Genomic DNA, 14,678 nt, shown 5'->3' with positions numbered 1-14,678 from the left:
GGACAGAAAAAGGGTCGGGGCAATAGTGAAGGATTGTTACGTAGCATCGGCGGGCGACGTTACGGGCGTTACGTCGGGCGTAACGTGTGGGGGAAGCTGGGAGTGGCATGGGTAATGCGTTCGCAGTGCGAGTAGGAGGTGGGCAAATCGAACCCTACATGGAACCCTACATTCAACCCTACACGATAAACAAAAAAGTTTATATAAATCATAAACATAAGTAACTATAATTGCCGACACCGAACCCTACATTGAACCCGACAGAGAAGTATGGCCACCGTCGCTACCTTCGAGCCGTTATTTCCTGAGGATCGCGTACTCGATCCGCTGCTTGAGCAAGCCGCGGAACTCGTCGATTCATCACATCGACTGCTTGCCGTACGCGATACTCCGCTGGCCGCCGCGCTCGTGCCGCAGTTGCGCGCCATGAATTCGTACTACACGAACAAGATCGAAGGGCAGCACACGACGCCCGCCAAGATCGAGGCTGCGCTGCATCGGGATTACTCGACCGATATTGTCGAGCGTAAGAAACAACGCTTCGCGGTCGCGCATATCGCGACGGAAGCGGCGCTCGAGGAGGAATGGCAAGCGCTTCCGGTTACAGCGCTCTTCGAGCCGACGCGAATTTCGGCCATTCACGATCGCTTCTTTTCCGGTTTGCCCGTCGATGAACGACTTACCGGTGACGGAAAAGTCATTGCTCCCGGCGAATTTCGCCGCCTGGATGTGACGGTAGGGCGTCATCTGGCACCGGAGCCCGAGATGGTCGAGCCGTTGCTTCAGGCCTGGGCGACACGTTATGCCCGCATTCGTGCCAAAGAGTATCAACTGATCGGCATTGCCTGTTCGCATCATCGTTTGACCTGGGTGCACCCGTTCATGGATGGCAACGGCCGGGTGGCGCGCCTGCATTCGCATCTCGGACTGTGCGCGGCGGACCTGACCCATGGTCTTTGGTCGCCTCTCCGGGGGCTGGCGCGAGAACATGAACAGTATTACGCCAGGCTGAGCGAGGCCGATCAGACGAAGCGCAACGATCTGGATGGCCGGGGCAATCTGTCCCAGGAAGGGCTGGTCAAATTTGCCCGGTTCTTTCTCGACTGCTGTCTGGATCAGGTTGGTTTCATGGTGCGTATGACGGAGTTCGATGGGGTGACCGGGCGATTACTGGATCTGCTGCGATACCTGGAGGCCAATCCGTGGACCATCAGTTCGGAAAAATCGGTCATCAAACCTGAAGCCGCGGCGCTGGCCATGGAGTTCGTGGCACTGCGCCGAACCGTCTCGCGAGCGGAATTTGCCCAGATGCTTGGCGTGAGCGATGTCCTGGCGCGCCGAATCGTCCGGTCGCTGCTGGATTGCGGACTGCTGACCTCGCCGTCGCACCGCGGTGAACTGTCTTTTGGAGTGCCGCTGAGCGGTCTCCGTTTTCTCTTTCCGAGGCTCTGGCCGGAAGTCGAGCTGGAGTGAGCGTGGCCGGCGGGGTGTGCCATTAGGCTTCGAGGCTTCAGCGCCGGTCGGTGTTACGTCTTCCTCGATGCGCCGACAAACGCCGGCCGCAAGACGTCTTCCGTCCCGCAGCCGGCGTTCCGTCCCGTCGTCACGCCTTCGCGCTATCCGCCGAATCGAACGGCAGCACGTAATGCCGCTTGCCCGTCGCCGCGAAGATCGCGTTCGCGACAGCCGGCCCGACCGGTGCGACGCCCGGCTCGCCGACCCCGGTCGGCGCTTCGGCCGACGGCACGATATGCACTTCGACCTTCGGCATCTCGGCCATCCTCAGCACGTGGTAGCCGTCGAAGTTGCGCTGCTCGACCTGGCCGTCCTTCAGCGTGATCGCGCTGTGCATCACCGCGCCGAGCCCGAAGCCGATGCCGCCCTCCATCTGCGCGGCGACGATGTCGGGATTGATCGCGATCCCGCAATCGACCGCGCACACCACGCGCTCGACCTTCACCTTGCCGTCTGCATCGACCGACACCTCGGCCACCTGCGCGACATAGCTCTTGAACGCCTCGGCGACTGCGATCCCGCGCCCGCGGCCCTTCGGCAGCGGTTTGGCCGGATCCCAGCCGGCCTTCTGCGCGGCCAGGTCCAGCACCGCGCGCATGCGTGGCTCCTTCTCGAGCAGGTCACGGCGGAACGCGTACGGATCCTTGCCAGCGGTGTGCGCGGCTTCGTCGATGAACGCCTCGACCGCGTACGCCGTGTGCGAGCTGCCGACCACGCGCCACCACAGCACGGGCAGGCCGACCTTGGTGGTGGTGAGCTCGACCGACACGTTCGGCACGGCGTACGGGAGGTTCGCCGCGCCCTCGACCGACGTCGCATCGACGCCGTTCTTCACCATGAATGCTTCGAACGGCGTGCCGGCGAGGATCGACTGCCCGACGATGCGGTGGCGCCAGCCGACCAGCTTGCCGTCCGCGGTCAGCCCCGCATCGAGCTTGTGGAAGTACATCGGCCGGTAGAAGCCGCCCTGGATGTCGTCCTCGCGCGTCCACTGCAGCTTGACGGGCTTGCCGTCTGCGCCGAGCGCTTTCGCGATCGACACGGCCTCGACCACGTAGTCCGACCACGCGTTCGCGCGCCGGCCGAAGCTGCCGCCCGCGTACAGCGTGTGGATCTGCACCTGCTCGGGCTTCAGGCCCGCCGTCCTGGCCGCGTTGGCCTGGTCGACCGTCTGGAACTGGTCGCCGGCCCAGATCTCGCAGCTGTTCGCCGTCAGCTTGACGACCGCGTCGAGCGGCTCCATCGGCGCGTGCGCGAGATACGGGAATTCGTAGGTCGCGCCGATCTTGCGTGCCGCGCCCGCGATCGCCGCATCGGCATCGCCGTCCTTGCGTGCCGATGTGCCCGGCTTGTCGGCGAGCTGCCGGTATTCGCGCATGATCTCGTCCGAGCCGCGCTTTTCGGCGTTCGTTTCGTCCCATTCGACTTTCAGCGCGTCGCGGCCCTGTTTCGCGGCCCAGAAGCCGGTTCCGACGACTGCGACGCCGCCCGGCACCTGCACGACCGACACGACGCCCGGCACGGCCTTGGCCGCCGTCGCGTCGAACGATTTCACCTTCGCGCCGAAGCGCGGCGGGCGCTGCAGCAGCGCGACGCGCATGCCGGGGAAGGTCGTGTCGAGCGTGAAATGCGCGGTGCCGTTCGATTTCGCCGACGCGTCGACGCGCGGAATCCGGTGACCGATCAGCTTGAATTCGGCCGGCTGCTTCAGCGTGACCTTGTCGGGCACGGGCAGCTTCGACGCATCGGCGACGAGCGTGCCGTACGCGGCCGTCTTGCCGCTCTTCGCATGCGTGACGACGCCATTGGCCGTCGTCAGCTCGCTGGCCGGTACCTTCCAGCGGGCTGCCGCGGCCGATACCAGCATCGCGCGGGCCTTGCCGCCCGCTTCGCGCAGTTGCTGCCACGAGTTCGACATGGCCGAGCTGCCACCCGTCCCCTGCATCGTGCCGAACGCGAGGTTCGCGTAGCGTTTCGCGTCGGCGGGCGCGCTCTCGACGCGCACGTGCGACCAGTCGGCGTCGAGCTCCTCGGCGACGATCGTCGCGATGCCCGTATACGCGCCCTGGCCCAGTTCGACGTGCTTCGCGATGACCGTGACGGCGCCGTCGGGCGTGATGCGCAGGAACGCGTTCGGCGCGAAGTCGGCGGCGGGGGCCGTCGCCGCCAGCGCGCGGCGGCCGAGGCCGGCCCATTCGAAGCCGATGGTCAGGCTGACGGCGGCCGCGGCGCCCGCGGCCTTCAGGAACGTGCGGCGCGACGGACGCACCGAACCGGTGTTGTCGAGTTCGATCGTCATGGTCACGCTCCCAGCGTTGCGGCCGCGTCGTGGATCGCCGCCCGGATGCGGGCGTAGGTCGCACAGCGGCACAGGTTGCCGTTCATCGCGGCGTCGATGTCCGCGTCGGTCGGCTTCGGGTTCTGTTCGAGCAGCGCGGTGGCCGACATGATCTGGCCCGACTGGCAGTAGCCGCATTGCGGCACCTGCAATTTGACCCAGGCGGCCTGCACGGCCTGCGCGGGCTTGCTCTGCACGCCTTCGATCGTCGTGATGTGCTTGCCCGCGATGCCGGCGAGCGGCAGCACGCACGAGCGGACGGCCTGGCCTTCGAGATGCACCGTGCACGCGCCGCACTGCGCCATGCCGCAGCCGAACTTCGTGCCGGTCAGTCCCGCGTGTTCGCGAATCGCCCAGAGGACGGGCATCGACGGATCGGCGTCGAGCGTGACGTTCTTGCCGTTCAGGACAAACGAGGTAGGCATTGTGATTGTCTCCGTGGGGAAAACCCGGCATGCGCCCGGTTAGCGGGCAGTGTGCGCGAGCCGCTGGTTTTTTCGTCTACCCAATCCTGCAAATTTATTGAACAATCCTGCAAATCCCCGGCAGGCCGCGGGCAGTTTCGCTATGCTCGCGCGACGTGAGGAAATTGATCGAGGAAGGGTCATGGACATGACCGATATCGAGGCGTCGCGCGAATCCGGGCGGCGCGAGCTGGCGATGCTGATCGGCCGTTTCGCGCCGGCGGACGGCTCGCATTCGACGGCCGTGCCTGGCCTGATGCTGCACCGGCACACGCGGCCGGTCGATCTCGGCTGCGGCGTGTCGCGGGCCGCGCTCGTGATCGCCGCGCAGGGCGCGAAGCGCGTGATCGTGGCCGGCCACGCGTATGAGTACGACACGCAGAATTGCCTGATTACATCGATCGACTTGCCGATCCTGTCGCGCGTGACGCGCGCGTCGCCGGACGCGCCCTACCTGTGCCTGTCGCTGACGCTCGATCCGCAGCGCATCGTCGAGCTCGCGGCCGAGATGCGGCTGCCCGAGCCCGACGCGGGCCCCGAAGGCGAGGGGATCGCGCTCGCCGAGCTGACGCCGCCGCTGCTCGATGCTGCACTGCGGCTGTTACGGCTGCTCGATACGCCGGCCGACATTCCGGTCGTCGCGCCACTGATCGAAAAGGAATTGCTGTACCGGCTGATGACGAGCGGGCAGGGCACGCGGCTGCGGCATATGGCGATCGCGGGCAGCCAGACGCACCGGATCGCGCGCGCGATCGAATGGATCCGCGATCACTTCGCGGAGCCGATGCGCGTCGAGTCGCTCGCGCAGGCGGTCAATATGAGCGTGTCGTCGCTGCACCATCACTTCAAGCACGTGACGACGCTGAGCCCGTTGCAGTACCAGAAGCAGTTGCGGCTGCACGAAGCGCGGCGGCTGTTGCTGCGGCAGGGCGGCGACGTCGGGTCCGTGGCCGCCGTCGTCGGCTACGAAAGCGCGTCGCAGTTCAGCCGCGAATACAGCCGGCTGTTCGGCGCGCCGCCGATGCGCGACGTCGTGCAGTTGCGGAAGAAGGAGCTACTCGGCTGACGGCAGCACTGCCGACACGCCACCGGCCACCGGTCATGTCACTTGGCGACCACCGTCGTCTGCAGGAACGTCGGCGCGATCCGCCAGTCCGGCACGTAATGCGCCGGCCACGCGCCGGGCGTATCGACCGCGTTGAAATACACCACGGCCTTCAGTAGCGGATAGCGCCACAGCGACCGCTGGAATTCGTCCAGCTCCTCGCGCTTGCGCGAATTCGACCCGTCGACGCCGAGTTCCGTGACCATCACCGGCAGCCCGTAGTCGGTCACCCGCTCGTACTTGGTCCGCAGGATGCTCGCGGCGGAGGCGTGGCCGCCGGCCGGCCAGATCGCGCAGCGCGGGCAATCGAACACGGACAGGCCGACGTCGTCCACATAGCCGCGGCCCGGGAAATAGTCATCGAGGTTCCGGTTGCCGGCCGGCGACCACACGAAGCGGATCTGGTCGGTCATCGTGCGGCAGGCGGTCACGACCCGCCGGTATGCATCCACGTAGGCCGATGCATCGCCGATGGCCCACGGATAGCGTCCGGTGTCGGCCTCCATCTCATGGCCCCAACGCACGAACACGGGGCCCTTCAACGCGGCGAGCGCCGAGCAGGTGGCCGCGATCCGCGCGTCGTAGCGCCCGTGCGCGATATCGTCGAGCAGCGCGCCTTGCCGCGTATCGCCGGCCGCCCAGGGCTCGATGGTCAGCATCAGCGAGCGGTTCCGTGCCTGTGCGCTCCGGTAGGCATCGTCGATTTCCGCGCGGATGTCGGGCGCGTTCCACGACACGAACACATGATCGAACGCGAGATCGCGATCGGCCGCGAGCGTCTTCCCGGGATCGTACGCGCCGAGCTCGGGCTGCTTCACCGGCTCGCCCGGCACGGGCGCGACCACGGCCGGCAAGCCCGAGCGCCACATCATCGCCTGCCAGCCTTTCGGCGCGCGCAGCCCGATACCCGACAACAGCATCGCGAGCGCGAACACGAACAACGCGTTGCGTACCGGCAGGCGGCTGAAGAACATCTGCCTGAACGCCGACGCGTCGAGCCCTTGCTCCCGGCCGTGATTCACCGCGATGACCGCCGCGATCGCGAGATACAGGATGCTCGTCAGCGTCGAGAACAGATAGAAGCCGGCGGCGTTGCGCGGATTCTCGACCGTGACGACGGGCAGGCTGCAGAACAGCGAGATCAGCAGATACGGCGCGACCACGCGCAGCGGCGCATCCTGTTCGATCGTGCCGCCTTTCGGCGTGACCTTGAATGGAAATTCCTTGCCGCGCACGCAGTCGAATACCGCCGACGCGCAGCCGAGCACGACCCACGGCCAGCGCGCGAACACGAACGACAGTCCTTCCCACGACAGCAGCTTCGTATTCAGCGGGCGGCACGACTGGGTCGAATGCGTGGCCCAGGTCACGACGCACAGGATCAGCACGGACAGCGGCAGCGCGTAGGTGAGGTACGTGAGGTAGTCGACGTGTGCCCACACGCGGCCGGTGAGCAGCGCGACGACCGGAATCACGACGCTGCCGGCCATCGCGAGCGCGCACAGCGGGTACCACAGCTGGCAGAACAGGAACTGCGCCTTCAGCTTCAGCGGCAGCCCCATGAAATAGTGGCGCGTGTAGCGCAGCATGATGATCATCACGCTCTTGGACCACTGGAATTCCTGCGTGGCCAGGTCGCCGAACGTGCGCGGCCCTTCGCCGTTCGCGATCGCGTTCAGCGCATGCATGCCGCGCCAGCCCTTCGAATTGAAGATCATCGTGGTCGAGTGATCCTCGGCGAGTTCGGGCCCGAGCCCGCCGATCTCGCGCAGCGCGCGGCAGCGCACCGCATAGTGCGAGCCGATGCACAGCGGCGCGAGGCCGCCCGCATAGCCGGCCTGCATCGTGCCGTGCAGCGGCCCCTCGACGTTCACGCGCCCGCGTGCGCTCCAGCTCGCGGCCGCGTTGCTGTCGCAGATGCTCGGCGCCGACACGTAGCCGACTTCCGGATCGATGAACGGCCGCAGCATCTCCTCGAGATAGGTCCGGGTCGGCACGTGATCGGCATCGAGCTGCGACACGAAATCGTAGTTGTCGTAGCCGACCATATCGTAGAAGTACGCGAGATTGCCTTCCTTGCACTTGGTGCGGCGCGGCCAGCTTGCGCGGTGGTACGCGGCAATGCCGCGCCGCGTCGACACGAATACGCCGTGCTCGCGGCACCAGTCGAGCGTCTCGGGCGACGGGTCTTCATCGGCGAGCCACGTATCGTGCGGGTAGGTCTGGTCGAGCATCGCGAGCAGCGTCGTGCGGACGATGTCGAACGGCTCGGATGGCGCCTTGGTGACGACCATCGCGACGCGCCAGTCGCGCGGCACCGGCAGCGCGGGGTTCGGCACGACCGCCGAGCGGATGATGAAGATGAAGTAGCCGGGAATGAAGGTGGTCCAGAACAGCACGAAGCAGTTGACGCCGAAGCGGAATGCGTCGACATAGTGCTCGTCGCGCAGCCACCAGCGCCAGAAGATGCCCAGCGCGACGAACCAGCACAGCGCGAGGATATGGAAGACGATTTTGGTCCCGCTGTCCATCAACGGGACGAGAAGCGGGACGTCCGCGTGCAGCGGTGCGGCACGATCCACTTCCGGGGCGGTGGTGTCGGCCGTATCCGGCGCAGGGCCGCCGGCAAGCGACGCAACCAGCTTCTTCATGGTGTTCTCCCGTCAAGGTCAGACCATCAGTCTTGAAGCAGGCCGCGCTGCGGCCGGATGTCCCCGCTCAGGTGCGGGTGTTCCGGTGCCGGGTTGGCCGGCGTGTGTTCGCCGCACGAGCGGCCCACGCGTTCGTAACGTCGAAAGCCGCTGTCGACGGCCAGCCGTTCGCTGAACAGGTTGCGCATGTCGAGCATCACGGGATCGGCCATGTGATCCGCGAGGTCGGCGAGATCGAGTGCCTCGAACGCTTTCCATTCGGTCATCACGACGACGGCGTCCGCGCTGCGCACCGCGTCGATCGCGGAGCCCTCCATGAACACCTGCGGCAGCAGCCGCGACGCCTCGTGCGGACGCGCCGGGTCGTATGCGCGGATATGCGCGCCCGCGCCGACGAGCAACTGGATCACGTCGATGCTCGGGCTTTCGCGCACGTCGTCGGTCTGGCCTTTGAACGTGAGGCCGAGCACCGCGATGCGCTTGTCCTTGATCGAGCCGCCGCACGCCTTCTCGATCCGGCGCAGGATCTGTTCCTTGCGCAGCGCGTTCGATTCGATCGCCGCGCTGACGATGCGCAACGGCACCGCATGTTCGGACGCCGTCGCCTTCAGCGCGCGCGTGTCCTTCGGGAAGCACGAGCCGCCCCAGCCGGGGCCGGCCTTCAGGAACGACGCGCCGATGCGGCGGTCGAGGCCCATGCCGTTCGCGACCAGTTCGACATCGGCGCCCACTGCTTCGCACAGGTCCGAGATCTCGTTGATGTAGCTGATCTTCACCGCGAGGAACGCATTCGCCGCGTATTTCACGAGTTCGGCCGTTTCGATCTCGGTCGCGAGTACGAGATGGCCGGTCGCTTCCAGCGGCGCGTAGATGGTTTTCATGATCTCGATCGCGCGCGGATGCTCGGCGCCGAACACGACGCGATCCGGATGCATGAAATCGTCGATCGCCGAGCCTTCGCGCAGGAACTCCGGATTCGACGCGATCGCCGCGTCGACGCCGTCCGGCGCGCAGCGTTCGACGATCTGCTTGACGATCCGGTTGGTGCCGACCGGCACCGTCGACTTCGTGACGACGACCGCGAAACCGGTCAGGTTCGCCGCAATCTCCCGCGCGGCCGCCTCGACATACTGCAGGTCCGCCTGGTCGGTGCCCGGCAGCGTCGGCGTGCCGACCGCGATGAATACCGCGTCGCGATCGCGCACGCTTGCCGCGAGGTCGCTGCTGAAGCGCAGCGTGCCGCGTTCGACGTTGCGTGCGACGACGGCGTCGAGGCCCGGTTCGTAGATCGGTATGCGGCCTTCGTGCAACGCGTCGATCTTGCCGCGATTGTTGTCGATGCAGATGACGTCATGCCCGAGATCCGCAAAGCACGCGCCGCTGACCAGCCCGACGTAGCCCGTGCCGACGATGGCGATCCGTACCTTCATGGTGATTCCCCTGCGTGGCGTTCAAGGAAACTTGCTCACTTGCCGGATGCGAATTGCAGTTCTTTCTGAAACCATGCCGCGGCGTGTTCGACCATCGGTTCGATCGCGGTGAAACGCGGCCGCCAGCCGAGCACGAGCGCGGCTTTCGTGGCGTCGGCGTACAACGCGGGCGGATCGCCCGGGCGGCGCGCGGCCGTCACCGTCGGCACGCGGCGGCCCGTCACGGCTTCGACGGCGCGCAGCGCGTCGAGCACCGACGTTCCTTTGCCGGTACCGAGATTCAGCGCGACGCTGTGGCCGCCGCCGCACAGATAGGCGGTCGCTTTCACGTGCGCATCGGCGAGGTCGCTCACGTGCACGTAGTCGCGAATCGCCGAGCCGTCGGGCGTCGGGTAGTCGGTGCCCATCACCTGGAACGCGTGGCCGGTGCCGAGTGCCGCGCGGATCGCGAGCGGCAGCGCGTGCGTTTCCGGTTCGTGGCATTCACCGATCGTGCCGTCCGGGTCCGCGCCCGCCGCGTTGAAATAGCGCAGCGCGACCCACTTCAACGCGTATGCGCGCTCGAAATCGGCGGCCATCCGTTCCATCGCGTACTTGGAAAAGCCGTACGGATTGATCGGCAACTGCGGCGTGCGTTCCGAGATCGGCAGCCCATCCGGAATGCCGTACGTCGCGCACGACGACGACATCACGATCCGGCCGACGCCGGCTGCGCGCATCGCGCTCAGCAGCGTGCAGGTGCCCGTGACGTTGACCGTGTAATAGCGGTCGGGCGCGAGCACCGATTCGCCGACATAGGCGAGCGCGGCGAAATGGATCACGACGTCGGGCCGATGCGTGGCGAACGCGTTCGACAGCGCGTCGCGGTCGAGAATGTCGGCCGCGACGAGCGGCCCCCATCGCACCGCGTCGCGATGGCCGGTCGACAGATTGTCGTAGGCGACCGGCTCATGTCCCGCTGCCGCGAGCGCCTTGCAGGTATGGCTGCCGATATAGCCCGCTCCGCCTGTCACGAGCACTTTCATGCCGTGGCCCCGGTCATGCGCAGCACCGGCTCGAGCCACAGTTCCCGGCTGAAATAGTCGACGGTCCGGCGCAGGCCTTCGTCGAGATCGATGGCCGGCCGCCAGCCGAGCTCGGCCGACGCGATCGAGATGTCGGGCCGGCGCTGGTGCGGATCGTCGATCGGCAGCGGCCGGAACACGAGCTCCGATTTCGAGCCGGTCATCGCGAGCACTTTCTCCGCGAGCTCGATCATCGTGAATTCGCCGGGGTTGCCGATGTTGACCGGCGTGCCGACGTTGCGCTCGGCGCGCATCAGGCAGAAGAAGCCGTCGATCAGGTCGCTGGCGAAGCAGAACGAACGCGTCTGCCGGCCGTCGCCGTAGATTTCGAGCGGCGCGCCGTTGAGTGCGCCGACGATGAAGTTCGACACGACGCGGCCGTCGCGCGGCGACATCCGCGGGCCGTAGGTGTTGAAGATACGCGCGACGCGCACGTCGATGTCGTGCGTGCGGTAGTAGTCGTAACACAGCGCCTCGGCCGCGCGCTTGCCTTCGTCGTAGCACGCACGCGGGCCGATCGTGTTCACGTTGCCGCGATAGGTTTCCGTCTGCGGGTGCACGCCCGGGTCGCCGTAGATCTCGCTGGTCGATGCCTGGAACACGCGCGCGCCGGTCTTGCGCGCAAGCGCGAGGCAGTGGTTCATGCCGAGCACGTTCGTCATCATCGTATGGACGGGATCGATCTGGTAGGTGGGCGGCGATGCCGCGCACGCGAGATTCCAGATTTCGTCCACCTGCAGTTGCGGCAGGCCGAGCGAGACGTCGCCCTTCACGAACTCGAAGCGGCCGGACGCTTTCAGGTCGGCGACGTTGAGCTTGCGTCCCGTCAGCAGGCTGTCGATGCACGTGACGGATGCGCCTTCCATGACCAGGCGCTCGCAGACGTAGCTGCCGAGGAAGCCGGCGCCGCCCGTCACGAGGACGCGCTGACCGGCGCGCGTCTCGAGCGCGACCCTGTCATTCATGGCTTTCTCCTTCGTCGTTCAGCTCCGGGAACCCCACGTCGATCTGCTCGACGGCGGCGCGCGCGCGTTCCATCCCGCTGCACGGGTAGCGTGTCGGCAAGCGCCGGTTCGCATGTGCTGAGGTCGACGAAGCGCCGCGACAGGCGCTTCGATTACGTTGACTGCCACGTTGATGCTTGAACGACGCAAGCGTCGCTCGATCGGTGGTGATCTTCATCGCCTTTTCCCCGATACGCTGATTGGCGAGCAGACCGCCGCCCGTGATCTTGTGCCCTGGCGTGCCGCTCGGTGAGAGCCGGAGATCAGGCAATCGGCATGCCATGAACGATGCCGTCGCGATGCGCGGGAGGCGTGGTGGCGTGATTGCCGCGCGATAGGCGCGCTTTTGTTTCATGCGTGTATCGTGGGGACAGGAAAGCGCGCAGGCCCATTGCCGGATCGATACGATTCGATACGACGAAACGCACGATAAATCAGGCTTTTGCGGGAATGGATTCATAAAAAATGTGTTGAATTTGAATGTTTCATCAATGAGAAATGCATCGATAGCGGATTAAAGACGTTTCTCGGATGCGTAGCCCATCGGATGATTCGGTGCATGAAAGGCAGGGCGAATGAAAGCGAAAAAGGGTTGTGGGGAGTCCTGGTGAGGGCGCACGTTTTCATTTGTTTTAATGATTGCGCGAGTACGAAAGTCTTATTTTTTGCCCGATTTCGACGCTCGATCGGCATGTGATCGCGTTGGTATTTTCACGGATGAATCAAATTCGTTTCGGCCATCAGGGGAAACGCGGGTCGACGACTTGTCGGAGGCTGCTGTGTCGGGCCATCGGCGCCCGATATCGGGCGAATCGATTCTCGTTTGTGGTGGTGCGGGAGGGGGGCGCAGATGCCGCGAGCCACGGTTCGCAAGCGGAAATGGCCGCGCCGCCCGCCCTGTACGGCCGTGCGCTTCTCAAGTTTGAAACACCCGTTCATCTGGCCATCCGGCGCCGGCCTGCGAGCCGGATTCGTCCGTCTAATCCGGCTATTGCTTCGCGGCGCTCAACGATCGCGGAGGGTGCCAAACCGTTGTTGCGATACATTCCTGAAACAAAAAATGTCGATCCCGGCGCTGCGGGCCGCCGTGGCGGCCGTTTGCCGTGCGCAATATGCGGTGGAATATCACGTGGCACGCTGCTTGCGGTATTGGACGCACCGGCGGGCGGCCGACACGAAGTAACGAAGAGGTGGGGCGGCCAACTCGTCAATAAGCAGTCGGGGAAACGGCGATGAAGACCATAAGCAGTAGCTTGATCGGCGCGTACTTTGCGCATCAGTGGGGGAGTCGGAAAGATCGGGGAGTCGCTCGCGACGCTGTGCCAGCTTCGCGGGCTGCTCCGTACCGGTTTCTTGCCCGCCGCGCGCTTCGCGTGCTGGCGCGGTTGTCGCGCCGCACGACAGTCGGGCGACAGCGGGGCTCGCTTTCATGCAGTTCACCCGGATGGATCAGGCTGTTCGTGCCGGACAGCGTGATGCCGATTCGTTCTCGACTGTGCAGGGTTGCTTCGATCGCGCCAGGCCCATGCCGGCGCCGGCCGGATTAGATCGAACGCGCGTCGGCCGGATTATCCGGAAGACCTTTCGTCGACAGTTCAGGGAGAAGCCATGCCACCTGGCTGCAATGCAGGCCCGTTGTCGCCCGGGTAAAGGGTGTATTTTCAACGGCGCTGCATTTTTCGGTGGTTAATGTATTCGCGAAATTTCGATTCCGGAATGACGTGCCGCGTGCCGGCATGCCGTCCGGCGGGGTGTCGAATATCGCGGGCCGGAAAGGTGTGCGCACCGTTCCGGCTTGTCAAGCAATGGTGTTTTCGCCATAAGGCGAATGTTCACAAAAATAATCGAAAACACCTATCAAAAAAATTTGGATAACGAAAAATCGCGAAGCTAAGCTTCGTCTGGAAAAAATAACAAAGAATCTGAATTGAAAAGGCAACATGTTTTTCTTAATTGGATAGTGATCCTTATTTTTTTAGGATTGCTCAAGTCAGGAAGGTTGATGGCGTGCGATCTTCCTGACTCACTCCGTTCACGCCGTTTTGGAGTCGACCATGAAGAAGCTTCTGATTGCAGCAGCAGTTCTGGCGGTTTCGGGTGCAGCGTTCGCTGGCAGCGGCACGGTATCGACCAGCAATTCGTCGAGCAACGGTTCGACGATGGCCGGGGTCGTCGGGTTCGGCGTTTTCGGCGCGACCGATTCCGGTGCAGCGCTCGGCGCAGCTGGCGCAACGGCCGGCCATGGCAGCAGCGGCTCGATCTCGTACACGAACCACACCAACACCTCGCAAGTGGGCGGCTTCGGCTTCGGCGGCGCACAGGCTGGTGGCAACAGCGGCGCGAATGCCGGCTCGATCGGCTGGACGACGCACTACTAAGCGGCGGAGCGTAGCGTTCGTCAATGGCTGGCGGTACGGACGCCGGGTTTCGCTCGATGGGGGGCAGGCCCGGCTCCGCCACCGCCGAACTTACTCACAGCAAGGAATTGCTATGAAAGCCAACGTCATATTTGCGACAGCGCTCACCGTCTTATCGTCGGCTGCATTGGCAGCGGGTTCGTCCACGACCAACCAGACGCAATCCGTTGCGGCTGGTGTTTCAGGGTCGGTGCTGGTCGGTTCCGGCAGCTATACCAGCAATTCGACTTCGACGGCGGGCGCGAATGCAGGCAGTACCGTAACACCCGCTGGTTCCGCCGGCACGGCATCCGCCTTCCACAACTCGACTTCGACGGCCAGCGGTTCGGGCACGAACGGAGGCGCGTTTGCGGCAGGCGGCGGTATCGGTGCCGCAGGCTCGTACGGTGGAAACAGCAGCACGAACGAGAACGCGAATGCGCTATCGGGAGGGGTAACCGCCACGATCGTACTCGGCGCGAACCACTATACGGCTGCGGGCGGAAACGACCAGGGCATTGCCAACGCGGGTGCCGCTGGCCTGACGGGCAGTGGCGGTTCGGGCGCGATTGCCGGCTCGGATCACTTCAACTCGTCGACCGTGTGGAGTACCGGTCCGGCCGGCTCGCCGTCCGCGGCGGGCGGAAGCCTGGGCAGTTCGAGCGCGACCGGAAGCAGTCATTAGTCAGGTGTGGGGGGACCAGTTTCCCA

Annotated in this window: 11 protein-coding genes; 4 read left to right on the top strand and 7 right to left on the bottom strand. The window is 65.1% G+C overall.

Annotated features, from left to right (window positions below; genetic code table 11):
- Window positions 1-270: 270 nt before the first annotated feature.
- Window positions 271-1,473, top strand: a complete 1,203-nt coding sequence (locus QZM67_RS05370) for a Fic family protein (protein ID WP_301801145.1) — start codon at window positions 271-273, stop codon at window positions 1,471-1,473.
- 130 nt (window positions 1,474-1,603) lie between these two features.
- Here the strand turns inward: QZM67_RS05370 and QZM67_RS05365 are convergent, their stop codons facing one another.
- Window positions 1,604-3,814, bottom strand: coding sequence for a xanthine dehydrogenase family protein molybdopterin-binding subunit (locus QZM67_RS05365; RefSeq protein ID WP_301801142.1), 2,211 nt, complete (start codon window positions 3,812-3,814; stop codon window positions 1,604-1,606).
- Between the two features lie 2 nt (window positions 3,815-3,816).
- The gene (locus QZM67_RS05360; protein ID WP_301801141.1) at window positions 3,817-4,278 is read right to left on the bottom strand and encodes a (2Fe-2S)-binding protein; all 462 of its coding nucleotides are present in this window, start codon (window positions 4,276-4,278) and stop codon (window positions 3,817-3,819) included.
- A 181-nt stretch (window positions 4,279-4,459) separates the two neighbouring features.
- Between QZM67_RS05360 and QZM67_RS05355 the strand changes: the two genes are divergently transcribed.
- Complete coding sequence (locus QZM67_RS05355) at window positions 4,460-5,383, top strand: AraC family transcriptional regulator (RefSeq protein WP_301801139.1); 924 nt, start codon at window positions 4,460-4,462, stop codon at window positions 5,381-5,383.
- A gap of 38 nt (window positions 5,384-5,421) precedes the next feature.
- Here the strand turns inward: QZM67_RS05355 and QZM67_RS05350 are convergent, their stop codons facing one another.
- From QZM67_RS05350 to QZM67_RS05330, 5 genes are read right to left on the bottom strand one after another with little or no spacing between them, the layout of a single operon-like run.
- On the bottom strand, window positions 5,422-8,073 hold the full coding sequence (locus QZM67_RS05350) for a glycosyltransferase family 2 protein (RefSeq protein WP_301801137.1): 2,652 nt from the start codon (window positions 8,071-8,073) through the stop codon (window positions 5,422-5,424).
- Window positions 8,074-8,099: 26 nt separating this feature from the next.
- On the bottom strand, window positions 8,100-9,503 hold the full coding sequence (locus tag QZM67_RS05345) for a UDP-glucose/GDP-mannose dehydrogenase family protein (protein ID WP_301801135.1): 1,404 nt from the start codon (window positions 9,501-9,503) through the stop codon (window positions 8,100-8,102).
- A gap of 35 nt (window positions 9,504-9,538) precedes the next feature.
- On the bottom strand, window positions 9,539-10,528 hold the full coding sequence (gene galE / locus QZM67_RS05340) for a UDP-glucose 4-epimerase GalE (protein WP_301801133.1): 990 nt from the start codon (window positions 10,526-10,528) through the stop codon (window positions 9,539-9,541).
- Window positions 10,525-11,532 (bottom strand): UDP-glucuronic acid decarboxylase family protein, encoded by a 1,008-nt coding sequence (locus QZM67_RS05335; protein ID WP_301801131.1) that lies wholly within the window; start codon window positions 11,530-11,532, stop codon window positions 10,525-10,527. Before QZM67_RS05335 ends, galE begins: the two co-directional genes overlap by 4 nt.
- On the bottom strand, window positions 11,525-11,926 hold the full coding sequence (locus QZM67_RS05330) for a hypothetical protein (protein ID WP_301801130.1): 402 nt from the start codon (window positions 11,924-11,926) through the stop codon (window positions 11,525-11,527). The genes QZM67_RS05335 and QZM67_RS05330 overlap by 8 nt, the downstream gene beginning before the upstream one ends.
- Window positions 11,927-13,625: 1,699 nt before the next feature.
- Here QZM67_RS05330 and QZM67_RS05325 point away from each other — a divergent pair.
- Together QZM67_RS05325 and QZM67_RS05320 are read left to right on the top strand one after the other, a co-directional pair.
- On the top strand, window positions 13,626-13,949 hold the full coding sequence (locus QZM67_RS05325) for a hypothetical protein (RefSeq protein WP_301801128.1): 324 nt from the start codon (window positions 13,626-13,628) through the stop codon (window positions 13,947-13,949).
- Between the two features lie 112 nt (window positions 13,950-14,061).
- Window positions 14,062-14,652, top strand: a complete 591-nt coding sequence (locus tag QZM67_RS05320) for a hypothetical protein (protein ID WP_175022177.1) — start codon at window positions 14,062-14,064, stop codon at window positions 14,650-14,652.
- Window positions 14,653-14,678 lie beyond the last annotated feature (26 nt).

Source organism: Burkholderia sp. AU45251 (assembly GCF_030482905.1).
Taxonomy (GTDB): Bacteria; Pseudomonadota; Gammaproteobacteria; order Burkholderiales; family Burkholderiaceae; genus Burkholderia; species Burkholderia aenigmatica.
This window is presented reverse-complemented; position numbering and strand designations above follow the sequence as displayed.